The organism is Paenibacillus lignilyticus, from assembly GCF_017942085.1.
GTDB lineage: Bacteria > Bacillota > Bacilli > Paenibacillales > Paenibacillaceae > Paenibacillus_Z > Paenibacillus_Z lignilyticus.
Genome location: NZ_JAGKSP010000004.1, coordinates 303,624 through 330,429, shown reverse-complemented (window position 1 = coordinate 330,429; position 26,806 = coordinate 303,624). Strand labels below are relative to the sequence as shown.

General features: G+C 50.9%; 25 protein-coding genes and 1 tRNA gene. 4 read left to right on the top strand and 22 right to left on the bottom strand.

Annotated elements, in window-relative coordinates; genetic code table 11:
• The first annotated feature begins 86 nt into the window (after positions 1–86).
• Together I8J30_RS13520 and I8J30_RS13515 are read left to right on the top strand one after the other, a co-directional pair.
• Positions 87–968 carry a carbohydrate ABC transporter permease gene (locus tag I8J30_RS13520; RefSeq protein ID WP_091214288.1) on the top strand — a complete coding sequence of 294 codons (882 nt, stop codon included), beginning with the start codon at positions 87–89 and terminating at the stop codon, positions 966–968.
• Entirely contained in the window at positions 968–1,822 is an 855-nt protein-coding gene (locus I8J30_RS13515; RefSeq protein WP_210655153.1) for a carbohydrate ABC transporter permease, read from the top strand. Before I8J30_RS13520 ends, I8J30_RS13515 begins: the two co-directional genes overlap by 1 nt.
• A gap of 98 nt (positions 1,823–1,920) precedes the next feature.
• Here the strand turns inward: I8J30_RS13515 and I8J30_RS13510 are convergent, their stop codons facing one another.
• From I8J30_RS13510 to I8J30_RS13500, 3 genes are all read right to left on the bottom strand, one after another.
• Positions 1,921–2,094, bottom strand: coding sequence for a hypothetical protein (locus tag I8J30_RS13510; protein ID WP_210655155.1), 174 nt, complete (start codon positions 2,092–2,094; stop codon positions 1,921–1,923).
• A gap of 68 nt (positions 2,095–2,162) precedes the next feature.
• The gene (locus I8J30_RS13505) at positions 2,163–2,933 is read right to left on the bottom strand and encodes an ABC transporter permease subunit (protein WP_240547747.1); all 771 of its coding nucleotides are present in this window, start codon (positions 2,931–2,933) and stop codon (positions 2,163–2,165) included.
• 182 nt (positions 2,934–3,115) lie between these two features.
• On the bottom strand, positions 3,116–4,834 hold the full coding sequence (locus tag I8J30_RS13500; RefSeq protein ID WP_240547748.1) for a sensor histidine kinase: 1,719 nt from the start codon (positions 4,832–4,834) through the stop codon (positions 3,116–3,118).
• Positions 4,835–5,397: 563 nt separating this feature from the next.
• On the opposite strand from I8J30_RS13500, the gene I8J30_RS13495 reads away from it, so the two are divergent.
• Entirely contained in the window at positions 5,398–6,054 is a 657-nt protein-coding gene (locus I8J30_RS13495) for a transcriptional regulator (protein ID WP_210655157.1), read from the top strand.
• A gap of 186 nt (positions 6,055–6,240) precedes the next feature.
• Here the strand turns inward: I8J30_RS13495 and I8J30_RS13490 are convergent, their stop codons facing one another.
• From I8J30_RS13490 to nrdR, 12 genes are all read right to left on the bottom strand, one after another.
• Positions 6,241–6,405: a hypothetical protein gene (locus I8J30_RS13490; protein ID WP_210655159.1), complete on the bottom strand. Its 165-nt coding sequence runs from the start codon at positions 6,403–6,405 to the stop codon at positions 6,241–6,243.
• A 178-nt stretch (positions 6,406–6,583) separates the two neighbouring features.
• Positions 6,584–6,656: transfer RNA gene (locus I8J30_RS13485), tRNA-Ala, on the bottom strand.
• 159 nt (positions 6,657–6,815) lie between these two features.
• Entirely contained in the window at positions 6,816–7,829 is a 1,014-nt protein-coding gene (locus I8J30_RS13480) for a glycoside hydrolase family 130 protein (RefSeq protein ID WP_210655161.1), read from the bottom strand.
• A 215-nt stretch (positions 7,830–8,044) separates the two neighbouring features.
• Complete coding sequence (locus I8J30_RS13475) at positions 8,045–9,154, bottom strand: efflux RND transporter periplasmic adaptor subunit (protein WP_210655163.1); 1,110 nt, start codon at positions 9,152–9,154, stop codon at positions 8,045–8,047.
• Between the two features lie 15 nt (positions 9,155–9,169).
• Positions 9,170–10,048, bottom strand: a complete 879-nt coding sequence (locus I8J30_RS13470) for a carbohydrate ABC transporter permease (protein ID WP_210655164.1) — start codon at positions 10,046–10,048, stop codon at positions 9,170–9,172.
• A 14-nt stretch (positions 10,049–10,062) separates the two neighbouring features.
• Positions 10,063–10,944, bottom strand: a complete 882-nt coding sequence (locus tag I8J30_RS13465) for a carbohydrate ABC transporter permease (protein ID WP_210655167.1) — start codon at positions 10,942–10,944, stop codon at positions 10,063–10,065.
• A complete protein-coding gene (locus I8J30_RS13460) occupies positions 10,937–12,385 on the bottom strand; it encodes an ABC transporter substrate-binding protein (protein WP_210655169.1) in 1,449 nt (482 codons plus the stop codon). Before I8J30_RS13460 ends, I8J30_RS13465 begins: the two co-directional genes overlap by 8 nt.
• Positions 12,386–12,594: 209 nt before the next feature.
• Positions 12,595–13,704, bottom strand: a complete 1,110-nt coding sequence (locus I8J30_RS13455; protein ID WP_210655171.1) for a WD40 repeat domain-containing protein — start codon at positions 13,702–13,704, stop codon at positions 12,595–12,597.
• A complete protein-coding gene (locus I8J30_RS13450) occupies positions 13,701–15,170 on the bottom strand; it encodes a sensor histidine kinase (RefSeq protein ID WP_210655173.1) in 1,470 nt (489 codons plus the stop codon). Before I8J30_RS13450 ends, I8J30_RS13455 begins: the two co-directional genes overlap by 4 nt.
• Positions 15,171–15,866, bottom strand: coding sequence for a winged helix-turn-helix domain-containing protein (locus I8J30_RS13445; RefSeq protein ID WP_210655175.1), 696 nt, complete (start codon positions 15,864–15,866; stop codon positions 15,171–15,173).
• 149 nt (positions 15,867–16,015) lie between these two features.
• Entirely contained in the window at positions 16,016–16,681 is a 666-nt protein-coding gene (locus I8J30_RS13440) for a GOLPH3/VPS74 family protein (RefSeq protein ID WP_210655177.1), read from the bottom strand.
• 166 nt (positions 16,682–16,847) lie between these two features.
• Complete coding sequence (nrdR, locus tag I8J30_RS13435) at positions 16,848–17,312, bottom strand: transcriptional regulator NrdR (protein ID WP_091214235.1); 465 nt, start codon at positions 17,310–17,312, stop codon at positions 16,848–16,850.
• A 135-nt stretch (positions 17,313–17,447) separates the two neighbouring features.
• Between nrdR and I8J30_RS13430 the strand changes: the two genes are divergently transcribed.
• Complete coding sequence (locus tag I8J30_RS13430; RefSeq protein WP_210655179.1) at positions 17,448–17,660, top strand: alpha/beta-type small acid-soluble spore protein; 213 nt, start codon at positions 17,448–17,450, stop codon at positions 17,658–17,660.
• A gap of 59 nt (positions 17,661–17,719) precedes the next feature.
• Here the strand turns inward: I8J30_RS13430 and I8J30_RS13425 are convergent, their stop codons facing one another.
• The 7 genes from I8J30_RS13425 to polA form a co-directional block, all read right to left on the bottom strand.
• Entirely contained in the window at positions 17,720–18,301 is a 582-nt protein-coding gene (locus I8J30_RS13425) for a lytic transglycosylase domain-containing protein (protein ID WP_338044779.1), read from the bottom strand.
• Entirely contained in the window at positions 18,298–18,897 is a 600-nt protein-coding gene (gene coaE / locus I8J30_RS13420; protein ID WP_210656044.1) for a dephospho-CoA kinase, read from the bottom strand. The genes I8J30_RS13425 and coaE overlap by 4 nt, the downstream gene beginning before the upstream one ends.
• A gap of 28 nt (positions 18,898–18,925) precedes the next feature.
• A complete protein-coding gene (locus I8J30_RS13415) occupies positions 18,926–19,654 on the bottom strand; it encodes an MntP/YtaF family protein (RefSeq protein ID WP_210655181.1) in 729 nt (242 codons plus the stop codon).
• Positions 19,655–19,751: 97 nt separating this feature from the next.
• Positions 19,752–20,621, bottom strand: coding sequence for a DNA-formamidopyrimidine glycosylase (gene mutM / locus I8J30_RS13410; protein ID WP_210655183.1), 870 nt, complete (start codon positions 20,619–20,621; stop codon positions 19,752–19,754).
• Positions 20,622–20,820: 199 nt separating this feature from the next.
• Positions 20,821–22,956 carry an ADP-ribosylglycohydrolase family protein gene (locus I8J30_RS13405; RefSeq protein WP_210655185.1) on the bottom strand — a complete coding sequence of 712 codons (2,136 nt, stop codon included), beginning with the start codon at positions 22,954–22,956 and terminating at the stop codon, positions 20,821–20,823.
• A 76-nt stretch (positions 22,957–23,032) separates the two neighbouring features.
• Positions 23,033–23,518, bottom strand: coding sequence for a GyrI-like domain-containing protein (locus I8J30_RS13400; RefSeq protein ID WP_338044780.1), 486 nt, complete (start codon positions 23,516–23,518; stop codon positions 23,033–23,035).
• A gap of 186 nt (positions 23,519–23,704) precedes the next feature.
• Complete coding sequence (gene polA, locus I8J30_RS13395) at positions 23,705–26,362, bottom strand: DNA polymerase I (protein WP_210655187.1); 2,658 nt, start codon at positions 26,360–26,362, stop codon at positions 23,705–23,707.
• Positions 26,363–26,806 lie beyond the last annotated feature (444 nt).

Genomic DNA, 26,806 nt, shown 5'->3' with positions numbered 1-26,806 from the left:
GAAAGTACCACCCGCCTCAGAGTGGGTGGTACTTTTTTCATAAGAACGATTCATGCAGCCAATGTCTGATTATCGCGGAGGAAACGATGAATAAAACATTAAGAAACCCTTGGACCTATGTCCTGTTTTTACTGCCTCTCCTTCTACTCTATCTCTTATTCTTCATTTATCCGATGATTTCTGCTTTCACTACGGGCTTCATGAAATGGAACGGTCTTACCGAAGCCAAATTTAATGGACTGACAAACTTTAAGCATGCGTTTGGGGACGTTTTATTCTGGGACTCCGTTCTCAATAACGGGAAATTCATTCTGTTCTCGGTTTTCGTGCAGGTGCCTCTCATTATCTTCTTCTCGCTGTTAATCAGTAATGTAAAGAAACTCAAGGGTTTATATAAAACGGCCGTATTCGTCCCTTCCGTCATGTCCACTGCGGTAATCGGAATCTTGTGGAGTTTCATCTACGAACCGGACATCGGCTTGTTCAATCAAATTTTGACTAAAATCGGATTACAGCCTGTCATGTGGTTATCCGACACCAGTTGGGCTATGTTTTCGATCTTGATAACCAACGCGTGGCAGTGGACGGGATTCTACGTCGTGATGGTCCTTGCTGCAATATTGTCCATTCCAAGAGAAATAGATGAAGCTGCAATTGTCGACGGAGCCAGCGCTTGGACCCGCGCAACCCGAATTACGGTGCCGCTTATTATGCCTATCATTTCCGTTGTGATTATGCTTTCCATCTCGGGTGCGATGAAAGCGGCCGATATTATCATTGTAATGACCGATGGCGGCCCGGGCGGAGTAACGGATGTCATGGCAACCTATCTCATAAAATACGGAATCACGAACGCGAAATACGGATATGGCAACTCCATCGGGGTGTTGATTTTCATTTTCTCTCTCATTCTTACAGCATTGTACCAATTTTTAGTTGCCAGAAGAGTCGAAAGGGTCGAATACTAATGACGATAACACTAAGATCAGTGAAGAAAAGTATCCCGCATATTATTTTATTAGGTTATTTAGTCGTGACCCTTTATCCGTTTCTATTCGTTCTCTTCTCGTCCATAAAGTCGGATAATCAAGCGATTGCAAGCAATCCGTTCGGCTTCCCTTCCTCGTTTCATTTTGAAAATTACTATGAAGCCTGGGTGAATGCGAAAATCAGCGTTTACTTCCTTAATAGTTTGTATATCGCCACGCTGTGTTCCATCGCGACGATTATCTTCTCCTCTATGGGAGCTTTTGCGATTACACGGATGCGATATAAGAAAATGAGCAAAGGATTATACCAATTCATACTGATCGGCCTGCTCATTCCGAGCGGCGCGTTACTTCTGCCAATTTTCATCTTATTGAATAAGTTGGTGATCTTCGGTCAACCTGTGTTGGGTACCCACATGGCACTCATTCTCCCCTACACCGCCGGGGCGATCCCATTTACGGTTATCATCTTGTCGGCGTTTATGAAATCGATCCCGAGTGAAATCGAAGAAGCCTCTGTCGTGGATGGATTGAGTGCGAAAGGAATTTTCGCTAAAATCATTATGCCGATCACAGTTCCGGCGTTGGTAACCGTCTTTATCATCAACTTCATCGGAAACTGGAACGAGTTTCTAATGGCGAACTTCTTCATCTCCACCGATGAATTGCGAACGCTGCCGGTCGGGATGGTCGGTTTCCGCGATATCTATAACACGAATTACGCTCAAATGTCGGCGGGAATCGTATACAGCATCGTGCCGGTCATGATTATTTACGCCGTCCTTCAGAAGCAAATTATTGAAGGTTTAACCGCCGGCGGCGTTAAAGGCTGATTGATCCCGATAGACAAGAATGCTCCTATAGAAGAAGCCCTGCAGCCTGTTAGGCTGCAGGGCTTCTTTTTTTTAATGTATGGCCCCTTTTCGATCCGTCACTTGTGGGAAGTCCGAGCCCTGCGGCTAGCGAAGTAATCGCGCACCAACTCGGGCATGACTTTAAACGGTGTCTCGTAATGGTGCAGATTGATCAGATCCTCGCTCACGTCATCGTTGAACGTGACATGGATGACGCCTGCTTCGACCGACGACAGCCAAGATAGTTCCACCCACTCCTCGTGCTCCATCGGCTTTGACAGCCAAAGATGCGGGCCGCCGTAAGGACGCGTATACCCGTCTATCGTATTGTCCGCGCTGAACGCTTCCGTCTGCGGCTCAACCGCGAGCCGAAGTCCCCGCGGAAAATATTGCCCACCGCCAGCAGCGCGAGGATGATGAAGGTCGGGGTCAAATTCGGGACGGTTACTTTCATAATGCGCTGGAAGACGTTCGCGCCGTCCATCTCTGCCGCTTCGTACATCTCCGTATCGATGCTCGTAATGGCGGCCAAGTACATCACTGTGCCGTAGCCGAGCAGCTTCCACGTATGGAAGAATACGAGGATATAGGGCCAATAAGCCGGCGTATTGTAGATGTCGATGCGTTCCATTCCAAGCGAAGCCAGTACGTTGTTGATTGCACCGACATCATAACTGAAGAAATTGTATGCGATCGAGCCGACTACGACCCACGAAATGAAATACGGAAGGAACAGCGCCGATTGAATGATTTTGCGGAACCATTTGCCCCCGACTTCGAACAGCAGGACGGCTGCCGCGATCTGCAGCAGGTTCCCAAGCACCAAGAAACCGATGTTGTATAACGCCGTATTCCGCGTGACGCGCCAAGCATCGCCGGATTGGAAGAAGAATTTAAAATTGTCGAGCCCCACCCAAGGGCTTCCGAACACGCCGCCCGTGTATTTGAACTGCTTGAATGCGATCACAATCCCGGCCATCGGAACGTATGAAAATAGCAAGACCAACAACACGGCCGGCGAGATCATGATCAACATCGTTCGATACTTCACGACGTCGCGCCAGAAGGTATGCCGTTTCTCTGTCATCATGCCTCTACTCCTTTCTTATCTACTGGACTCATTATAAGAAAGAGACAGGATTCGACATAAGTAAGCGGGGCAACTATAACTAAAAGAATTCAACGATGAACTTCATTTTTATTCTTTTTCCGATATTCTCCCGGCCCCCCTGATGTCTCCTTTAGCTTTGATTGCCGGGATAACTCGTATCTTCACGCAGATCGGATCCTTCCGTCTGAATGGGAAGCAGCAGCCGGACGGTCGTACACGCTGGCAATTTGCACGCCGTATTCGGGACCGTACCGAAGCTTGATCCGTTCCTCCACGTTCTTCAGCCCATAAGTGTTCGACTCCGCGGCGCCGCAAAGCAACCGGTCGACTTTATCCGGACGCATGCCGATGCCGGTGTCGATAATTTTCAGTTCCAAATCATTCCCGACCCTCTTGGCCGTCAGACGTATCGCGATCGTCTCTCCAAACCAAGCATGTTTGAATATGTTCTCGACGAACGGCTGCATGAGCAGTTTAATGATTTTCACATCTTTAACCGCAGGATCCATGTCCACGTATACCTGAAAGGCGTCGGCATATTTGACTCTCTGAATATCGAGGTAAGCCGACACTTGCTCCAGTTCATTTTCGAGCGGAATGATCACTTGGCCGTTATTGAGCGTTAACCGGTAAAATCTCGACAGCAGCTTCACGGTTTCGGTGACTTCCTTCTTCTTGCCGAGATTATTCAGGCTGCTGATCGTCGACAGCGTATTGTACAGAAAATGCGGATTTATTTGGGCTTGCAGCGCTTCAAGTTCCGCCTGCTTCCTATGAATGCCTTGCAAGTACACATCTTGAATCAACGTCTGGATGCTGGCCGCCATGCTGTTGAACGAATGGGCGATCAGCCCGAATTCGTCATTGCCGTTCGCTTCGAGCCTGCGATCCAGCTTGCCGTCCTGAAAAGCGCGGATGAGCGAGACGATTCGCTTCATCCCTCGACCCGACAAGGCCGCCACGGCGAATCCGATGCCCGCCATGACGGCGAAGCTTGCTGCGCAGATCAAACCGAGCGTCCGCTGAAGCTTCTTCGCATCCTTGCTCAAGTACTCGCGAGGCACTTGCACCTCGATGGAGAACGGCGTCTCCGCCGCCTCCTCGCGCAAGTTCAAGTAGGCCTTTCCGGCCGCTTGGGGCAACGCGGAATCGCGTTCGTACATCGCCTTGCCGGTGGCGCGGTCAATGACGCGGATGCCCATGCCCTGCTCTTTCGGATATTTGGTCAGATTGCCGATCAGGCTGTCAATGTTGACGGTAATTCGGATATAGCCGATCGCAGTTCGATAATCCCCGAATGAGACAAGCTTGCGAAAAATCGATAGGTTGCCCAGCTCTTTGTCCGAATCGGCTTGTATCCAGATGTTCTTATCCGTAGCGGAAGCCTGCAGCTGCTGAAACCACTGGCGATTCTTCAGGACGTCATACGATTGCACCAAGAATTCGCTTTTCGTGATCGGACTTGCGGCATTCGATCTGCCCGCTTCCCCGATTAGGGGGTTAACGGCGTACAGCGTCAGGCGGATGGGACTTCCGAACAGATTAAGCGGCGCTTGCAGCTCCGGAAAAATATCGTCGATCATCGTGTAATACATGCTTAGCCGGTCTCCCTGACGCTGCAAAGCTCGCTGAAACGCCAAATTGCCGAATAATTGATCGGAAATGCGCCGAATTTCGGTCATCCGGTAATCGACGTTATTCCTGGTCTGCTCGAGTGCCGCCCGGATCCCGGTCTCGGCCACCTCCGTACGCGACTTGACGAGCATCCCGTACGATACGTAGCCGATCGCGAAGTCCGTGACGAGCACGAGCAAGAGGTAGGAAATCATCATTTTGTACGTGAACGGCAAATAATTGCGAATGGAAAATAAACGCGCCATTGGGACACCCTGTTTCGAAAGTGGTTGCCCGGATTCCGTTGAACCAGCGGAATTACCGGGGAAAAAAGAGAAAATACCGGAGACGCCTTTAAGAGGCCATCCCCGGCACGCTATGCTTGCTTCGCAAGCAAGTTAAAGGAATTACGTACGGTCAGGCTCTAATGCGGATTCAAGCAGCGACGAACAGCACGGCTATCAAGATTGACGGCAGCTGCCCTCATGCTGTCAAGCCTCTTGCATTTATCATGGGGCATACGCATCTTTCCTAATCATCGGACATAAGCAAAACCGGATTGAATCTAGGCTCGTAGTAGAAATCTAACTTGCAAGATTCGATTTACACGTTCAGTGTAGAACAAGAGCGCTTGCGTTGAACACGCATCATGGCAACGAAATCTAAAACTAATCAACGCCCAGAAAATGATTGCCAAAGCTGAGCCCATGAAATATACTTGTGGAAAATTATGTATTGGCGTGAAGCACATGCCGCTTTGATCAGGATCTCTTGGGATTCCGGATCAAGGCGGCATTTTCATTTTCCGGATCGAAAGAAGGGGATGCCGATGAGTGCTTTTGAGACAAAGATGAACCAATGGCTGCACGATCAACTCGCGGTGGAGAAAAATCCGAGAAGACGCGAAATCCTACAACAGGAGATTGGGCACGGCACGAAAGAGTTTTTGAGAACGATATGGTATCCGGCCGTAGGGAACTTTAATCATTTGTATGCGGAATGGGAAGTTCGGGATTATGGCAACCGATATCGTTATCTGGATCTTGCCTATATGCCCGGCGGGGCCAAAGGCTGTATCGAAATCCATGGTTACCGGTCTCATGCCAGAGATATCGAATCATGGCGATTCAGGGATTTATGCAAGAAACAAGCATACCTCGTATTGGGAGATTGGCTGTTCCTGCCTGTAGCGTACTTATCGATCGAGGAAGAACCGGAGGTTATCAAGCAGATGGCTTTGTCTTTTGTCGGTAAGTTTGTGTCTAGTCCAACCCATCATTCGCTCAGTTGGATTGAAGCAGAGACTTTGCGGTTTGCGCGCGGAGTCATTCGGCCGTTTCGCTCAGATGAACTTTCGTTGCACCTGAATCGATCCACTAGACAGACGAGACGTATATTAGACAAGCTCGTAGCAATGAACGTATTCACTGTTCAGAATGGACAACAGCGTTATCGAACCTACCAAGCGGTCGATTTTGACCGTTAGAACAAAAACAAGGTACTTTCGCGGTATTTACGGACACCGATGACCATTAGAACGAATACTTCACGATTTTCTCTGACAATTCCCTTGCTAATGGACATTAATGACCATTAGCAAGCTAGAATACCAAAAAATCGTCGCTAACGGTCACTATTGTCCGAATCAGAAGCCTATACGACGCAGACTACCTTAGTTAGCGGTAGATTCCGACGTCGCTGTGCTCCTCCACTTCGTTCCGACCGCGCGGGCTGTACCCTTAAGCGCTTCGCCCCAATTGAGGCTGCCCAGCTTAGCGGTAGATTTCGCCGGCGCTGTGCTTCTCCACTGCATTCCGACCGCGCGGACTGCACCCAAGCGGTTCGCCCCCCGATTGGGGCTACCAGCTTAGCGATAGATTCCGCCGGCGCTGTGCTCCTCCGCTGCATTCCAACCGCGAGGACTGCCCCAAACGGTCCAATTGGTGCTCCCCCGTCGCCGTTGTGCTGCCCATACGAAAAACAGCCATCCCGAAGGATGGCTGTTCAATCTTGTATGGAGCCTAGGGGGATCGAACCCCTGACCTCATCGCTGCCAGCGATGCGCTCTCCCAGCTGAGCTAAGGCCCCGTAATAAATCAGTGACAAACGTTATCTTAACACGAGCTTGAATGCGCTGTCAACGCATTTTCAATGCTTAAATCAGAACGGAGCAAACCTGCGTTTGTTCCGCCCTGTTTTCAATCTAACAATCCGAGCTCCGGTTACCCAAAACTCCTCATTATTACTTCACTTATTGCTCTCCGCAATGATATACTCAACCAGCTCATCAAGCGGAACCGTTGCCAAACCAATAGCCGTGTCCGTGCAGCCATAGTATATATAAAGCAGGCCATCCTTCACAACATTTGCCGTTGGAAATACAACGTTTGGAATAAATAGGCCGAATTTCTCGTAATACTCTTCCGGCTCCATAATAAAGCCCGGCGCACGGGCGACCACTTTCTCCGGATGCTCCAGATCAAGCAGCATCGCGCCGACACGATAGATATGATCCGGACCTACGCCATGATAGAGCGTCAACCAGCCTTTATCGGTCTTAATCGGCGGCGTGGAGCCTCCGATCTTCTTAAACTCCCATTCCTGCTCTGCTTTCGCAATTAAGATCGGCTCTTCCCAATGCATCATATCCTCGGAATAGGAAATCCACATCGCCGGCTTCTCTGTGCCGTATTCTTCGCCAATGTACTCTTCCGGGCGGCGAAGGAGCGCGTATTTACCGCCGATTTTCTCAGGGAACAAAATATTATCGCGATCATTGATATCGAGCGGCGTTGTATCGCATAGGAACTCCCAGTTGATCAGGTCCTTGGAGGTTGCAATGGACGAACGCGTCAGCCAATCCTCCGGCTTGCCCCAGCCATTCGGATACTCCGGCTTGGAGTTGTTCGGAAGTCCGACGCCGGTCGGATAGTAGCTCATCGAGCAAGGACGCAGCGCATAGTTCATATAGAACGTGTCATCAAACTTCACGACCCGTGGATCTTGAATGCTGCCATAAGGGAAGCCGAACTGCTCCGGGTGAATAACCGGCGTATCTTGCACATGGCGGAAGTTGATGCCGTCGTCACTTTCGAGTAACCCCAAGAAGCATTGGAACGGATCCAGACTGCCCGCCGTCCGTTCAATCATATAAAATTTATCGCCTTCGATAATAACGGCCGGGTTAAATACCGTCGCTTTGCGCCAGTCATACAGACCGGGCGTGACGATTGGGTTTGCCGCGCAGCGCGTAATCTTCATCCTGGATCAACCTCTTTCATGATGAGCTGAATGCGAATTAGCTACTTCCATCATCCATTCGCAAATCTCACCCCACTATATCACGCCGAATACAGGGTGTGAACCGGATTCGGGCAAGTTCAAACCAAAACAAACCCTATTCAAACATTTTTCCCCCTATTGCACGCCCGATCACACCTGACTGCCATTCCGGCTGGCAGCAACACTCCTTTGTGTTAAAGTCTAACTCGTTCACCCTCCATAATGAGATGATCGCTGTCCAGAATGATCGACTGCTGCTCGAATATCCCGCCTCGAATAGCGGCCGTCGTATCGTTCTCATCCATCACTTCGATTGGAATGCGCGCCACGTAATAAGCATTGCCGAGCGGACCTTGCTTCTCCTCGAAGGTGTAGATATACACGCCGCCGCTGTCTTCATGAACGGCTGCTTTAGGAACGAGCATTTCACTGTTCGGATTATCTTTCGTAATCACCACCTGAACTCGTTCTCCGCCGCGAAGCGACTTCTCCTGAACGGAAAAGACAATCGAATTCGTTGGCATCCCCCCGCTTTCGTCCCCCTCGGATTGAACCGTTCCTTTGATTTCGGCAACATTCCCTGTCAGCACCGCGCTCTCCTTGCCGAGCTTCAATACATCCAGCTTCTCCCCCACTTGCAGCAACTCGCCAACATCAGACGGAACAGGCAATTCGAATCGATACCCTTTCGCCGCATTCGAGATCCGAATATCCGGTGCCCCATCGCCCTTCAAGCCTACCTCGGCGTGAATGTCTGTGACGATTCCATCGAACGGCGCCGTAATCCGGCTGTTCGCCGCGGCGGAAGCTTGAAGCTGCTCTATTGCGAGCTTCTGATCGGCGATATCAAGCTTGGCCGTTTCAATCGCAAGCTTGGCTGCGAGCTTGGCCGAGGGATCCTCGGAACTGCTGGCCTGGATGAAATTGTGCTGAAGGCCTTCGATCGACATCTCCAGCTTCTTCAGCACGGATTGCCCTGCGGCTATTTGCTGTTTCGCTTCCGTATCGTCGTATTCGACAAGCGTTTGCCCCTTGTGTACGGCCTGATCCTTCTTCACATGTACACGGGTGACCGTCCAGCCAGCCGGGTTCGCGATCCCTCTTTCGTCGTAAGGGACTACCGTCGCTGTCCCTTCATAGCTATGCGACAGCTGTCCTTTGCTTGCTTCTATGGTATAGACCTTGGTTAACGACAGCGCTTGGAGCGTATTGCCGGCCAGCGTTAAACCGACTAATACCACTAGAAACAAACCTGCAACCAGGCGAATGCCGCGTTTTCGAGAACGCAATTTCTCATCTTCCATAAGCTCACTCCTGAACTAACCTTTAATGCCCGACAATTGAATGCCTTCAATAAAATAAGACTCCGCATAAAGAAAAAGCAGGATCATCGGCGTCATATACAAGGCGGAAGCGGCGAAGCCGATCCCTCTCGCCTCTTGGTCAATTTGGGCGAGATACAATGACAACGGCTGTTTCACGGTATCCTGAAGGAAGATCAGCGGCTGCTCGATCATATTCCAATTATCGACGAACAGCAGTACGGTCAGCGCAGCCAATCCGGGTTGAACGAGCGGCAGAATGATACGTGTGAAAATCACCCAATGGCCGGCACCATCCATTTTGGCCGCTTCCACGTAAGCGCCCGGAATATGCGCCATGAATTGACGCATCATGAAAACCCCGAATGCGCCGAAGATGCCAGGCAGAATGATGGCTGGGTCGCTATTCATCAGCCCAAGCTTATTCACTACCAAATAATTCGGCACAAGCGTGACCTGGAAGGGCATAAGCATTGTCATGATATAGATCATGAACAGTTTCTCGCGTCCGGGGAACCGTAGCTTGGCGAAGGCATAAGCCGCAAGCGTCGCTACCGCCGTCTGACCCACGATGATCGGCACGACAAGCGCCGCGGAATTCCAGAACATACGGAGAAACTTTGGCGCCAGAATGAGCACCTGCGCATACTGAGTCCATGACAGCCAATCCGGAATCAGCTTTAGATTGACGAATTGTTGCTGTCCCCCAAGTGCCGTATCCGTCATTTGACCAATGAGATGATAATTCGACCTCATTTCCTGCTCCGTCATCAGCGAATTCGTAAACGTCAGCCCAATTGGAACCAGCATTACGATGGCTGCGGCTGCAAGCAGCAAACTTAGCAATGCTTGGGGGATTCTCGTTAATGTCTTCATGCCTACCTCCCGCTTCATTCCATAAACGTTCGGAAACGACGCTCTGCTTGCAGCAGTCCCGTGACCAGCACAACAATACAGCCTACCATCAGCGTCGCAGCAGCCGTTAGCTTCTGGATATCCAGCTCGAAGAACATGTTATTCATATAGTGCTGCAGCATGTAGATGCGATCAAACGGATAATTCCCTGCGAGCAAATAGGTTTCGCGGAATATTTTGAAGGAATTAATAATCGAAATCAGCACAACGAAGACCATAGTCGGCGTCAAGTAAACGAGCGTAATATGGAACAGCTGCCTGAGCCGCCCCGCACCTTCGATCCGCGCCGTCTCGTAGTAATCCTTGGGGATCGATTGAAGACCCGCCAGAAACAAAATCATATCGTAGCCGATGTTTTTCCACATGTACATCATCACAAGCACACTCATCGACCATTTGGACTGCATCCAATCGATCCGCTCGTAGTGGAGGGCATGCAGCCAAGCATTCAGCGTTCCATTCCAATCCAAGAAAATTTGACAGACCAACACAACCGAAGCAACCGGAACAACCAGCGGCAGGACAAAGGCGGTCTGGAGCCAGCTGCGAAGCCGGAACTGCCGGTTCAGCACCAGTGCCAGCGCCAAAGAAACCACAATTAAGAGCGGGACACCGATTCCGGTAAAGAGGAGTGTGTTGGACACGGCCTTTCGGAAGGAGCCGCTGGCCAGCAGCTCCTTGTAGTTTGCCAAGCCAACGAAATCGCCGCCAAGCGCTTGATCCATGAATGATTCGCAAACCCCGATCACGAAGGGAATGACATAAAATACCGCGAAGCCGGCCAGGCTCGGAGCCAAGAATAACATCGCTCTCCAGCCGTCTCCGTATCGGATTCTCTTCCTTAGCTGCCTATTCATTCAAATAGGTGGTCACTTTGTTCTGAATGAGCTTGGCGACATTCTCGGCGGATTTCTGTCCGCTGAAATACGCTGTCGCGGATTCAATAATGACCTTGCCTACCTCGCCGCCCACCTTGGCGGAGTCGCGTTCGACCGGATGGACAGCTCCGTTCACGTAAGCCTCGAGCTTAGCCAGCTTCGTTTGATCCACCTTGAAGGTTAATCCATGTAGCGGGCCTTCCTTATAGGCCTGCACGGTGCCTTCCTTGTTCAATTGCTCGATCTGCTTCGCAAACATCTTCTTATTGATCGGGAATCCCGCTGATGTAGGCGGCGTTGGCACCGCATCGGACATCATAAATTTCATGAAATCCCACGTTTCCTTCTTTACAGCTGAACCGGCGTTAATCGCAACATTACGATAGGTTTGAAAATAGCCGCCGACCTTCGCGTCCTGTGCGTGCGGTTTAGCATACAAGCTCGAATTCTCCCCGACCTCGCGCAGCGAAACCAGATAATCCCACGGCGAGTTGATTTGGATGTCCTGGAAGTAGGAAGCACCGCGGCCATCGGAATTGATTAATCCATCATCGAACATACCTTTGACCTGTTTCATCAGCCCCGTGAAAGTCGAGGAATCGAACGAGGCCTTCTTATCAGCCGTATCGACAAACAAGGAATAATTGTCATTGACCATATTGGCAAGCATATATTCCGGACCTCCATAAACCAATGCCGTTGAATAGCCGCCCTTGGAGGTCATTTGCTTCGCGGTCCCAATAAAGTCGTTCCAAGACCACGATTTGTCATCAAACGTAACGCCTGTTTGAGCGATCGCGTTGTCATCGCCGGCAAAACCTTTGAGGAAGAAAGCTAGCGGCATGCTGTAAAGACCTTCGCCAATGCGTACATTATCGAACACGTTGCTGAAGAAATCCGTCTTCTTGAACGACTTATCCGCTTCCATGATCGGGACTAGATCAGCGAGCAAATGGTGGCTGGCATAATTATCGATGGGCAGTAGATCCATTTGGATCAAATCGGCCCCTTTACCCGCCAGCAGCTCCGTATTCGTCGTGGTCACATATTTCTCCATTGCAGCCTCCAGATGAGAGTCATCCACTTCGACGTCCTGCAATTTAATCGTGATATTCGGATGCAGGGCTTCGTATTTCTTCTTGGCTGCCTTGAATCGTTCGTCAGGGAAGAAGGTCGAGAATACGATTGTTTTCTTGCCGATATCGGCTCCAATGCCATTCTCCGGTTCTCCGTCACCAGCGTTCCCCGGATCTTGAACGGTGCCACTAGGCTTATCGTCAGTGAGAGGCTGGGATTGATTCGATGCAGAAGCATTCCCTACGTCGGTGCCAGCCGATTTCAAACCATTGTTCGTGCCGCTGCACGCAGTCAAATTGAAGAGAAGCAGCAGACCGGTGAGCGCGTGGATTCCTTTTTTCATTGCAAAGTTCCCCTTTCGTATAGCAAGACCAATGTAACTGCTCGTTCGACGACTTCTATACTTTAAGCCATCGATGTCACCAACACTTCCTCAACTTGTAAACAAGTTGTCACGAGGATGGATGTCCAACGCCAAAAAGCATCTTGTCTCAGGCACCTACACCCCTCACGGATGCGTACCTTCGACAAGATGCTTCGTTATTTCGCGCTTCACTGGAACTGTATAATTAAAGGACCGCTGTCTTGCGGTTCGACTGCAGGCGCTGCTTGCGAAGACGATGTTTCATACGGCTTGCGCCCCGTTACGAGCAGTCGGCTGCCATCCGGACTCCACCCCATATCCGTCGGCACAAGACCGCGATAGATCGTCTGTTCCTGCAGGACGTTATTGCCTTGCAGCTTCGCTGCTTTGATAGCGACCTGATCTGTCGTGAATGCGATCCATTTGCGGTCGTTCGACAGGGCGAAGCTCCCGACACGGTCATGCAGCACATTGATTTCAGCATTGCGCAAATCATACACAAACAGCGTATCGTCCGTTCCGACGAATGCCACTTGATTGTTACCCAGCCAAGCCGGCCGCGTATCGTGACTGATCCTGTGCTCATAGCTCCGTTCAAAGTGATCGCCTTGCCAAGAACCGATTAAGAGCCCGGAAGACCCGTTTTCATCCTTCATGATGCAGACGTTCCGACCGTCGTCAGACATCTTGACCGATTGGATGCTGTAAGAACGATTCCACTCCGGAATCGTATAACGCTTCTGCGTGCCAAGCTTCGTATCATAGACACCGATATAATCGCCGCTTTCATCCGTGCCAACATAGGAGACATAGTTGTCAGTCCCCGACCACATCAGCCGTCCTGTGCCCAGCCGTGAGAACTGCACGGTCTGAACCAGCTTCTTCCGATAATCAGCTAATGAGATGATCCATAGGGACAAGCCCTCCCTCGTCGATGAATACCCGGAAACATAGCCGCCATCAGGAGATATTTCATCAGCCTGTATCGATGCGTCCGTAAGCACGGGCAGCTTGTTCGATTCGGAGTAAGGTGGGGCAAAACGTTCATGCGCCAGCCCAATTGTGGTGACATGATCAAGGGTTTGAGGACCGCTCCATCCGTAGATCCCTTTCTCTCCGGATAACGGGAGTCGGTAGATCGTCTTCACCGCAAACGGCTGGCTTTCAGGTAAGCCGGCATCCTCTTCCGCCGAATCCGGAATCGTAATCGTTTCCGATTTGAGACCGCCCACGCAGCCTGTCAGAAGCGCAGCCAGCAAGAAGAACGCAAGGAAGATCGCATTCATCCGTATGTTCATTCCGGTGCGCCCTCCTCTCTCAGATACGGTAACGCTACATAAACGGCCGTTTCTCCATTTTTGCTGATCATGTCAATGTTTCCGCCGATCTCGTGGACAATAGATTGAGCAATGCTGAGACCTAGCCCAACGCTGCCGGCTTCCTTCTGTTTGCCGTCCCCATCCGCAAGGAAGAACGGCTCGAAGATGCGCGCCAGTTGTTCCGCGGCAATCGGCTCCCCTTGATTCACGATAGCCAGACGTATGATCCCAGTATCGTCCATTACGGCGTTAATGCGAATCTCCGAATGCGCGAAGCTGTATTTGATCGCATTGTCGAGCAAGTTAATGATCAACCGGCGCAGCTTGTCCGGCTGAGCCAGCACATAAAGGCCTTCCCCGGCTTCTAAGGCAATCGTTTTCTTGTATCGCTGCGCCTTAAAGGCCATCGCTTCGCAGACATCGCGCAGTATTAAGCTGAAATCTACGCGTACCCGATCCTGCCAGCCCTCTCTGTCTTGCGAAGCCTCCAGCAGCGAAAGCACCATACTATGCAGCCGCTGACTCTCCTCGACAATGTGATTCATCCCTTTGTGAAAGAAAGCTTTATCGCTTTCACCATTTTCCCGAATCAATTCCGCATAGCCCAAGATGGAAGTAAGCGGCGTTTTCAGCTCATGGGTCACCTTATCGAAGAACTGCTTCCGCTCCGAATTAAGCGATTCAAGTCGATCGCGGTCTCGTCCGATTCGCTCGATTTGGCTGCTGATTCGTCCTATCATCGCATTGAAATTGCCGGCAAGCAACCCGATTTCGTCTCTGCGCTTGATCGCCAGCCGGATAGCCAAGTTCCCGTTTTTCACTTCTTCAGAGGCTTTGGCCATCTTGACCAACGGGATCGTGATATGCCTCGACAGCAAGTATGAGAATAAGAACGCAGCGGCGAAGATGGCGAGCGCAAAGTAGAAGATCGCATCCAATATGCGGCCGCTCTGCTCGTATAGCAGGTTGAAGGATTTGGCATATCGCAGAATGCCTACCTTTACGCCGTCAATCATAACGGGATAAGCATAAACAACGGATGCGGTGCCCTTGTCATACGAAATCGTATAGGCCGTCGCGCCGCGCAAAGCTTGTTTGAGATCATCCGTCGTTGCACCTGTAAAAGCGGCCGGGTTGGTCGAATGCAGCAATACACCGTCAACAGTATAGGCGCTCACTTCGCTTGAGGTTGCGTAGTGCAAATCACTAGCGATCTCCTCGGCAATTTGCCCGAAATAGAGATCATTGTTCGAAAAATGATTAATTAAGAAAGCCTGACGCACAAAGCCGTTACTGTTTTTCTTGAGTCCAATCAGATCCTCGGTAATAATATTGCGATTGCTGGTCTGGATGATTTGGGAGACGGTCTGATTAATGAGCACGAACGCGATGCAGAAAATAAGAAAGAAACCGACAATGAACTTAGCGCGGATAGAACGGAACATCTACGTCGTCCCTTTCTCGAATTTATAGCCGATGCCGAAGACAGTCGTAATGTATTCATTCGCGTCCAGCTTCTTCCGCAGCCGCTGAATATGGTTGTCGACCGTTCTCGTTTCTCCCGCATACTCATAACCCCAAACCAATTCCAGGAGCTCCTCGCGCGAGAAAATCCGTCCTCGATTGCCGCACAGCTTAATCAGCAAGTCGAATTCCTTCGGCGTTAGATCGATGAGCTCTTCACCCTTTCGGACGATTCGTTCATTCTTTACAATAACGACATCGTGGAACCGAAGCGGCGGCTGCTCCTCTGCGACTTCCGTTCGATTCGCATTCGCGAAGCGGCGAAGAATGGTACGGATGCGCGCGATGACTTCTCGCAGATCAAAAGGTTTCGTAATATAATCGTCGGCTCCGAATTCCAGGCCCAGAATTTTATCCGTAATATCGGATTTTGCCGTAATCATCACGATCGGAATATTGGATTCTGCCGTGACGCGTTTACATATATCAAGGCCGCTCTGATCCGGAAGCATCCAATCCAGCAGAAGCAGGTCGGGGTTGAATTGACCCAGCGCCTCAATGCCTTCCGCACCGTTTGGGGCGATTCTGGTCAAGAAGCCTTCCCTCGTTAATCCATATGCGAGCAGATCGGCAATCGCCGTCTCGTCTTCGATAATGAGAATTTTCGTTTTATCCACGCATGACAGCCTCCTTCCTCGATGTTCACCTTATTATAGATGTAACCCTTATTCATCCTTTCTGTCAAACGATCAGCCCCGCTCCTTCTGCCTATTAACCCTATGGACCAAATAAAAAAGCACCCTCGCGGGTGCACAATCGAAGCCAATTAACCATAAGAAGATTCCATCTCTTCCATCGCTCTGCGCATCATCAGGACGTGCTTCCATTCCTCGCTTTGCGATTCATGCAGCTCCGCTATCGCTCTCTTCAACTCCGAATGTTCGTAACGGGAGAAATAACGCTTAAGCTGTTTCGAGGTCTCGAGCAGCATGGCCAGCACCGCCGTTTCCTTGGAAACCGGACCATCGTCCAGCAGCTCGGCCCGAAGGCGCCGGATGATGCGTTCCTTGTGCTCGGAGGTGGTGAAATAACGCCGATAAGGAAAGATATAAAGGAATTTCTTCTTCTTTATCGTGAGTGCCTCTTCATCGAACAAAGCTTCCGTCAGCGGTCCGAACATCGCGCGACGAGATTTGACGTACGAGTAGAAATAAATAATCCAGCCCTTTAATTTCTTAGGTTTACGCGCATTCCGGATCAGTTCCTCCAACCGGATGGAGCAGCTGTCCGACTGACCAATTGATTCGTTATCCATCACGTGCAGGTACCCTTTAGGATCCACCGAAAGCCGATCCTTCATAATCAGCTCCATGATGGCAGCACCTACCACGTATATCTCCAGATAGCTTCGGCTTAAGCCATACATGCCGCGCGCAGGGACATCAGCGGCTGCGATAGCAAACCGCTCTGCAAGTCCATATTCACGGTTCAAGCAATCCCCTCCCTCCGGTACTCACTGGATGCTTCTTCCTGCCTACTTAGAAAATAACACATTCTCCGCTCACAGCATATCCTATTCACGCCACGAAATTGGGATAAAAAAACCTGCAAATCACGACGATCGCGGATGCAGGTTTCTGATGCTCGTCCAAGCTGCCTTAATTCAAAGGATGCTTGTTCAGCAGGCTATTCAATTCCTTCATAAACATGTCGATATCCTTGAATTGGCGATAGACCGACGCGAATCGCACATAAGCCACTTCGTCCACCGGATACAGCTGCGACATGACAAGCTCGCCGATTTCACGGCTCTCCACCTCGGCTTGAGCTGTCGTGCGAAGCTCCTTCTCGGCTTCGGACACGATAATTTCCAGCTGATCTACGGATACGGGACGTTTCTCGCAAGCACGGATAAGTCCGCGCAAAATTTTGTCGCGGCTGAACTCTTCCCGGCTGCCGTCTTTCTTAATGACGATCAAGGGCGTTTCTTCCACCATCTCAAAGGTCGTGAACCGCCGCGTGCATTTCTCACATTCACGGCGACGGCGTATCGATTTATTTTCGTTAGCGGGTCTGGAATCGAGCACTTTCGTCCCAGCATAATCGCAATACGGACATTTCATCGTCTAAAGCTCCTCCGTCTAGATCCATAGTGAATACGAAATAACACGCTATTTATCGTTTCCCAATCGTTACCTGTAATGAAAAATGAACTAACGCACATAATACAGTTACCAACCGCAAGGAGGTGAACGACAATGGCCAACAACAGCGGCAGCAATCAACTGGTTGTACCACAAGCTAGTGCTGCATTAGACCAAATGAAATACGAGGTCGCACAAGAGCTGGGTATCTCCCTTCCACAAGATGGATACTACGGTAACATCACAACGAAGGATGCCGGTTCCATCGGGGGTAGCATTACCCGCAAACTGGTACAAATCGCCGAACAATCTCTTGCAGGTCGATAATCGAAGATTGTAATCTCCAAGCTTTGGCTGGCTGCCTGTGGGCGGCCGGCCAAAGTTATTTATTTAGCTACTAATAAATTCGGATAAAGGGTCTTGTACTTATTATAATAATAAATGACCCGCTGTATATAGTGTCTTGTTTCCCCGAAAGGCACCTGATCCACGGTTTCCAGCTTCCCATCCCAAGTTCCGTCAGCAAGCCATCGGCTCACGTTGCCTGGCCCCGCATTGTATGCAGCGATCACAGTATACATATTGCCATCGAACTGCTGATTTAATGCATTCAAATACCAAGCCCCGATTTCAATGCTCACATCCGCCCGATTCGAGATCGCTTCGGTCGATATTTTCCCAAAGCCGCCCTTCTGAATAATCCAGTTTGCTGTGTCCGGCATCAGCTGCATAACGCCAATAGCGCCTTTACGCGATACAACCCCAGTCTTATAATTGGTTTCTACTCTTATAATGGCGGCCACCAAATGGGGTTCAAGCTTATAATTATCCGCACTGATGACGATATCCTCTCGGAAGTGGACAGGATACATCCAGTGGCTCATCCACTCCGATCGGACAAACAGCAGTACGACAAAAGCTAACGTAATAATTAAAATAACTCTTCTTCGTAATTTTCTCATCGTCATAGCTGTAATCCCTGCCCACGCCAAAACTGTTCCACTTGCTGCGCCGTTTCGGCAATCGTTCCACTGTTGTCAATGACGATGTCCGCGAGACGCCGTTTCTCTTCGATATCCATCTGCAGCGCAATGCGCTCCTCCGCCCGTTCCCTGGTTAGCGAATTACGCTGCATCAGCCGCTCGATCTGAATCTCCCTTGGTACATATACGACCATCACGGCCTCATACAACGAGGCTTGTCCGGTTTCATATAATAAAGGAATATCGGCTACGATCAATTGATTCGGATCTTCCGCCGCATAGGCGTTGATTCGCTCCCACATTCGCTCGCGAATTGCAGGATGCAGAATGCCTTCGAGCTTCGTCAACCGTTCGCGATTGCCGAATACGACCTTGCCCACTTCAGCTCGATTCATCGTGCCGTCATCATTCAAGACAGCTTGTCCGAATTCAGCAACGATCGCTGCCAGCGCCGGATCGCCGGGGAGTACGACCTCCCGGGCGACCTGGTCGGCATCGATCAGCTTGGCGCCATGCGACACAAGCATGGCGCTGACGGTGCTTTTTCCACAAGCGATGCCGCCGGTTAATCCCAGTATCACTACGTTCACCTCAAATTCTGTCCTACACCTACATTAAACGCATAACGCCCATTACAATCAGCATAATACCGGGCAGCACCGACAATGCACGCATACCGCGCCAGGCTGCGAAACGGAAACCAAGCCGCATACCAGCTAGCAGAAAGATCCCGCTCGCGCCTGAAATGACCACCGCAGTGAGCAGTGGATTAAAGCCAACCATCGCTGCGCCAAGTCCCGCTCCGAAGCTGTCAAGTGATAATGCGAAACCGAGAAGCACGGCCTCGGATGCGGAAATAATTCCGGATCGGTCGACGTCGGCCATTTGCGGCGTCCGTAAAATTTGAATGACAATGCCTAATCGCTTCAACTCGAGAATCACGATCGTGGATGCCGCCATCCGAATGTTGCCTGCAGCCATTACAGCGCCGGTACCATCATTCGCGCCATTGTCGGCGGAACCGGTTGAAGAGGCGTCCTCGGCATCCTCCGAGTTCCCTTCCGTTCTGCGCTTCCAATACTGGATTAGCGCCCAAACGCCGATCAGCATCAGCAGGATCGCACCAATCCATTTGGCCACATCCGGCGACATGTAACCGGTAAGCAGCGCGCCAATCTGCATGGACAGCCAGACGACCAACCCGGAGCAAAAGGCAATAATGACAATCGACGGCACCGGAATTCGGATGCGCCGAAGTCCGTACGTAACGCCTACGCCGAATCCATCCAAGCTAACGGCAAAAGCAAGCAGCAGCAATGATGCAGCATGAATGAGCAACTTGATGTCCCTCCCATGATGACGAAAGCGCAGGTTCTGTGCACTCGCCCAGAAAACATGAATGGTACATCATATGCACGCTGCCCAGAGTCGTTCCTTATTTAGACGCTGGCTTGGCTGCGTTACTGCCACGCTTCTTCGGAAATGGCTGGCATTTAAGACAAATATGTGTGCCTCGGCCGCCAACGACGGTCTTATCTATGCTTGCACCGCACTTGCGGCAAGGCTCGTTCTTGCGGCCATAAATGAGCAGCTCGTGCTGGAACATCCCCATTTCGCCTTGGCCGTTAACATAGGACTTAATCGACGATCCGCCTGCATCGACTGCTCGCGATAGTGTCGCTCGAATCGCTTCATGAAGCTTCGTCCATTCTGCAGGTTTAATGGAATCCGCTGTCCGCTCGGGGTGAATGCCAGCCGTAAAGAGCGCCTCGTCCACATAAATATTGCCGAGTCCGACGATATATTCCTGGTTCAGCAGAAGCGGCTTGATCTTCGTCGAACGATGAGCGACTTCCTTTTTGAAGGCTTGCAATGTGAATTCTTTGTTTAACGGTTCAATGCCTAATTTGTTAAGCGGGGGAAGGACTAAGTCCTCGCCCGGTGCAAACAAATGCATCGTACCGAATTGCCGTACATCTTTATAGCGCAGCTCCGTACCATCTTCGAAATGAAAACGAACATGGGTGTGGAGCTCCACCGGTTCATCTGCTTCGTAGACGCCATAACGGCCTTCCATGCGAAGATGCGATACCAGTACAAGGCCATCTAGCAGAATGCGCAGAAATTTACCTCGGCGTTCCACGGATTCGATGGTATGACCCGCAAGTGCAGCGGCAAATATCTCAGGCTCATGTGGTCGTTGTATAATACGCGGAAGCGACACGGTTACCCGCTCGATCCGTTTTCCCCTAATTAATTCGTTCAGCGTTCGCCGAACGGTTTCAACCTCAGGTAGTTCCGGCATTGCAAATTCCCTCCCAAGCCATGGTTCAGACCTCATTATACCTCAGCAAGGCCAAATCTCCTAGCCGTCTTCCCTACTTGAAAGCCATCTATTCACGGAACCGCAATTCCATACAAAAAGAAGCCTTCCACGCTGATACCAACAGCGAATTGAAGGCCTCTTCGAGTTCAATCGATCGCATCATTCGCGATCTTCTAATCTACAAACCGCGCACCGAAAACTGCTTATAATGAGTATGGCTGCCATGCAGATTTGAGAATCCGACTTGACCGGTCAAATACGGCCCATCCGTATCCTCGACTTGCAGCAATTGCTGTCCGCCGACGGAAATGCTGAAGCGGTTCTCTTGCGCAGCGACCTTGATCGTATAATCTTGGCCATATGCCCACTCGAAGTCTGCAGCCGCGAGCTCCTTATATCCATTCGCATTCTTGTAGAGCTTTAACCGGTTCCCCGGTGCAAGCCCGACGGCATAAGAACGGATACCGCCTTGTACGCGGAACTGCATATTATGATGACCACCTGCTTGAGGCGTAATAACCGCTTCATATTCGTAATTGTGCCATTTCAAATCTCCCGTATAACATTCAGCCGGTTCGCCGCTGTAGCTGCCGGACAGTTCCCCGTTCTCCAGCGCCCACAAGCCGCGCAGATAGGTGAATTGGCTAACTTCCTGATGCAAGCCATGCCAGCGCTCCGTCCGTTCATGCTTGAAGTCAACCGAGTAATTCGGAATACCGGAGAAATGCATATGATCGACGTAAGCAATCAAATTGTCATGCCAGCCTTCAAGCGGTACCAGCTCGATTCCCGCTTCCTCCAAGCAGACATTCGCCATATAGGGCAGCTCGTACGTAAGCGACGTCCATTCCCCTTTCGCCAGGAGGACAGACTCACCATAGTGGCGAACGTTGGCATGGCCGTCTTTCACATAAAGCCGAGCCTTGATTGGAGCTCCGATATAGTCGGGCACCATCAGACTCGCTGTGATCGATTGCCCAGGATAGATGAGCGGCGAGAAGCTGGGGTCATACCGACTGTCGTTAAAATCATGCGGGCGATAGTAGGTCTTATGGTAGACTCGATAACCATAGCCGCCCATCGTTCTGTCATATACGACTTTCAGCGACCGTAAACCGCTTGCTGCCAGCTCGTCCGAGTTCTGGACGAAGCTTGTAACATGCACGCCGTTGTCATCCGAATCCGTTCGGAATGCATGCGTCGATCCCGGCAGCTCAAAATGAAACTGAGCGGCTTCACCGCTTAGAATCGCTGCCCAGCGCTCCGGCACCTCACTGCCTGCGATTTTGTAACCCAGGCTCGCAATATATGTTGCGCACCACGGGATATTCAACATATTCAATGTGCCGATCACACTGGAGCAGCACAGGAAATCATTGATCGGCTGACGCCACGATGCATCAATCCCATCAAGGCCGTTCATTACGCCCATTATGGTACCTACATTAGCAACGTTACAGTCCGTATCCCAGCCGCACATATTACAAATGTTGATTGCACGCGAGAAGTCGCCTTCTCCGTAAAGTAAGGAGAGAATGATGACAGAGGCATTCGGAATGATATGACACTCGCCCGGGTAGAGGTGGTAGCCGTAACGCGACTCCACGAAGCGGAACGCATCCCTCCATTGTTCAGGCTGCCCTGCATGATATTCCATGACCGCTCTTGTCATTTGGGCATATGCGCAATCGGCAGGGATGACAGAAAGCCCCGCTTCCAGTATTTCGTGAATATCCTTATGGACGAAAGCCGCCGCAATACAAGCTGCAATAAACATGCCGCCGTATTTGCCGTTTCCATCATGGGAAACGCTTGCAATTTTCTCCGCGTATTCGGCTGCAAGCGCAGGATTGCCCGGTGCGATCAATCCCCATGTATCGATGAAAATCTGTCCGCCAATTTGCTCCGCAACCGCAGCACCGTTCTGAGCGATTGATCCGGAACGAGGGGCCATAATCCCATTCTTCAAATTCTGGTACGCCGTATGCTCCGTCGATTTGCCGTAGCCGCCCCACCAATAGAAACCATGACCGTCCGGCGCATAGTTGAGCCAGGTGAGCCCCATTTGTTCCGCTGTAATGTCGCTGGTGTGCGTATAATCCTCCAGGGCTCGAAGGAAAAACATCGGCCCATTCGTATCGTCGTCGGCGGCAAAGTTTCGAAATGCATGCAAATAACCGGTTATTTCACCGAACGTACGGGCAATTCGATCATATGTCCACTGCTCGATATTACCGCCATGCCGCACACCGATGACTTTACCGAGCCAGCCGGCGTAAACGCGTTCCACATAATCATTAGGAATACTAGTCATATTGGCCTCCTCGTCTACTCTTGCCTTCCTCCCTAGCTTACCTTATGGAAGGAATGGCGAGAATAGCCAATCGGTATTAAACGCTCTCTATTCTTTCAATTGGGAAGTAAAGTGCCAGTTCTCCGTGATTAGCTTTAGGATTGTAGTATTCTTGCACGGCTCCGGCGAGTTTATAGGCATGAGCCGGCATATACTCCGAAAGCATTCGATGGAACGTTTCGTTATAAGTATCTTGCGTGCAGTTAACTACAGCATATTTAAAAGCCGGTATGACCCACTTGGTCCATCCGCTTGGTGCAATTGCATGATCTGCTACTTCGCATCCCGCTAAATACTTGCCCTCATCTTGCCAGCGTTCAAAGTGTTCATCAACATCACTCATCGCTCCCCAAATTCCAACGATATTTCCTTCGTCATCTACCTTCGCAAGGCTGCTTATTTCATGGAAATTACGATCGGCTTCTTGCCACAAAGGCGCGATCCATGCCGTTCCCACATTTGCAAGACCCTGTCCCACTTTACCAATTACCGCAAATGATTGTTTCTCCATGATTTCGGCCACGTTTTCCCCTCCGGTATCCGTAATAAAACCACCCATTTAGCGAACATATGTTCTAGTAATATTTTACCAGATTCCATTCTGGAAAACAAGATAGCAAATAAAGAAAAGCTCCGGAACGTCCCAGCCGCTATATGCGGCAGAACGTACCAAAGCTTCCTAATCATTTTTTTCTATTCCTGCGAATTTCTATTTCGCTTCATACCAGTTATCGCCGAAGCTCACGTCTGCTTTAAGCGGTACATCCAGCTTCAGCGCGCCTTCCATAACCTCCGGTACGAGTGTCTTCATCAGCTCCAGCTCCTCGGCCGGCACTTCGAAGACGAGCTCATCGTGCACCTGCAGCAGCATGCGGCTGCGGAGTCCGCGATCGCGAATCTCCTTGTCCATGTTCACCATCGCAAGCTTGATGATATCCGCCGCAGTACCTTGAATCGGCGTGTTCATCGCTGTCCGTTCGGCGAACGAACGAAGGTTGAAATTCGACGCTTTAATTTCCGGCAAATAACGGCGGCGCTCCAGCAGCGTCGTCACAAAGCCATCAGCGCGGGCTTGGGCCACGATATTGTCCATGTAAGCCCGAACCCCTTGGAATACTTCAAAATATTGCTCGATAAACTTCGCTGCATCTTTGCGAGCAATGTTAAGGTTGTTCGACAGACCGAAGTCGCTGATGCCGTACACGATTCCGAAGTTAACCGCTTTGGCTTGACGACGCATATTCGCATCGACTTGGTCCGCAGTGACGCCGAAGACGTCCATCGCTGTTTTCGTATGAATATCGGTATCCTCGATAAAGGCAGTCTTCATCTTCTCATCGCCGGAAATATGCGCCAGAACGCGCAGCTCGATCTGCGAATAGTCGGCTGCGAGAATCGTCCATCCCGGCTCAGAAGGTACAAAAGCTTTGCGAATACGACGCCCTTCCTCCAAGCGAATCGGAATATTCTGCAGGTTCGGGAATTGGCTCGATAGACGTCCCGTGGCAGCAATCGTCTGACGGTAGAAGGTATGCACCTTGCCCGTATCGCGGCGAATCTCCTTCAGCAGACCTTCCACATACGTGGATTGCAGCTTGGCCAACTGGCGGTACAGCAAAATGAGCTTCACGATCTCATGGTAAGGTTCGAGCTTCTCCAGCACTTCCGCATCGGTCGAATAACCTGTTTTCGTTTTCTTCCATGCGGGAAGGCCCAGCTTCTCGAAGAGCACCTCTCCCAGCTGCTTCGGCGAGTTAATGTTGAACTCCATTCCGGCATGCATGTAGATGTCGCTCATGTATTGCGAGATGTTCTTCTCCAGCTCAGCACCGAGATCCTCAAGCACCGAGGCATTCACCTTAATGCCTTGCTTCTCCATACCGGCGAGAACCACAGCCAAGGGCTGCTCCAGCTCATAGCAAAGCTTGCTCATGTGGCCGGTTTCCAGCTCTTCGGTCAGCATCGGAACGAGTCTGCGGACGGCATCTGCCTTAGCAGCCAGATGGCCGGCGAGCACTTCCGAAGCCGGCACTTGGAACTTCGCGCCTTTGCCATAAACGGATTCGTCCGTTTGAATGGTTGCAAGTCCGTGACGCTGAATGAGCGCAGCCAACGTTTGGCTCGATTCGGTTGGATCCAGAAGATATGCGGCAAGCAGCGCATCGAAGGTTGTCCCGCGCAGCTCAACGCCGAGCCAGGAAAGGACAAGCTCTGCCTTATGCAGATCGTAGCCCTTCTTCGGTGCTTGCGCATCCTGGAGCCATTTACGCACGGGAGCCGATATTTTCGCATCCATCAGTTCGTCGTAAGTGACGACGACGACGCGTTCGCCGCTAGTCACAGCTAGTCCGATGAATCGTGCCTGATGCGGATTGTCGCCAATCGCTTCAATATAGAAGCTTTCGGAAGTCGCAAGCAGTTCCGTGAGAGCATCTGCTGTCAGCCCGCTCGCGGTCACAACCTCATAGGTTGCTACTGCGAGCGCATTAGCGTCGGCTCCGCCTGCTTCAGGAAGCTGCAGCCGCTCGATCAGCGACTTGAACTCCAGCTTGCGGAACATGTCGCCAAGAGTTACTTCATCATAGCCGTTATAAACGAGCTCATCCGCTTTGTTCTCAAGCGGCACCTCGCGGTAGATCGTAGCGAGCTTCTTGCTCATAATCGCACTTTCCTGATGCTCTTCAACCTTTTCCTTCATCTTGCCTTTGATTTCGCTCGTATTGGCAAGCACGCCTTCTACGCTGCCGAATTCGTGCAGCAGCTTCAGCGCGGTTTTCTCCCCGACGCCCGGAATGCCCGGGATGTTATCGGATGTATCGCCCATCAGACCTTTAAGGTCGATAATTTGCAGCGGCGTTAAACCGTATCGTTCTTGGATGCCGGCCGGATCGTAGCGTTCCACGTCCGTGACCCCTTTGCGCGTGAGCGCAATGGTGACATGGTCCGAAGCCAGCTGCAGCATATCCTTGTCGCCGGATACGACGACGGTTTCTACTCCGCCCTCATCCGCTAATCGGCTGAGCGTCCCGATAATATCATCGGCCTCATAGCCCGGCAGCTCGTACTGCGCAATCCCGAAAGAGCGCAGCAGTTCCTTGAGCACGGGGAATTGCTCGGACAGCTCGGACGGCGTTTTCTCCCGGCCGCCTTTGTATTCCGCGTATCCTTCATGACGGAACGTGGTCTTGCCCGCATCGAAAGCAACAAGCATATGCGTCGGCTTCTCTTCCTCCAGCAGCTTCAGCAGCATGGTTGTAAAACCGTACACCGCATTCGTATGCAGCCCCGACGAATTCGTAAGCGGCGGCATCGCGAAGAATGCTCTATAAATGATACTGTTCCCATCAATCAATACCCATTTATCCATCCGACAAGCACACCTCACCTTATTATTCCTAGTGCTTATCATAGCATAAAGCGAACACACTTTCCCAGGCAGATTGCTGCGCTGAATGTGGGTTTCGATGCTTCTTTCTGCCGTGGCGGAGATTGCTGTGCTGAATGTGAGTTTCGATGCAGCTTTTTGCCGGGCAGAGCATGATGAGCTGAAAGTGAGTTCAAAGCTGCTTGCTGCCGGGTTGAGCATGATGAGCTGATAGTGAGTTCAAAGCTGCTTGCTGCCGGGTTGAGCATGATGCGCTGATAGTGAGTTCAAAGCTGCTTGCTGCCGGGTTGAGCATGATGCGCTGAAATTTAGTTCAAAGCTGCTTGCTGCCGGGTTGAGCATGATGCGCTGAAAGTAAGTTTCTCAAGCAACCTTCTACCCTAGATGAGCATGATGAGTCGAAGCTAAGCTTCAACTGCAGCATGC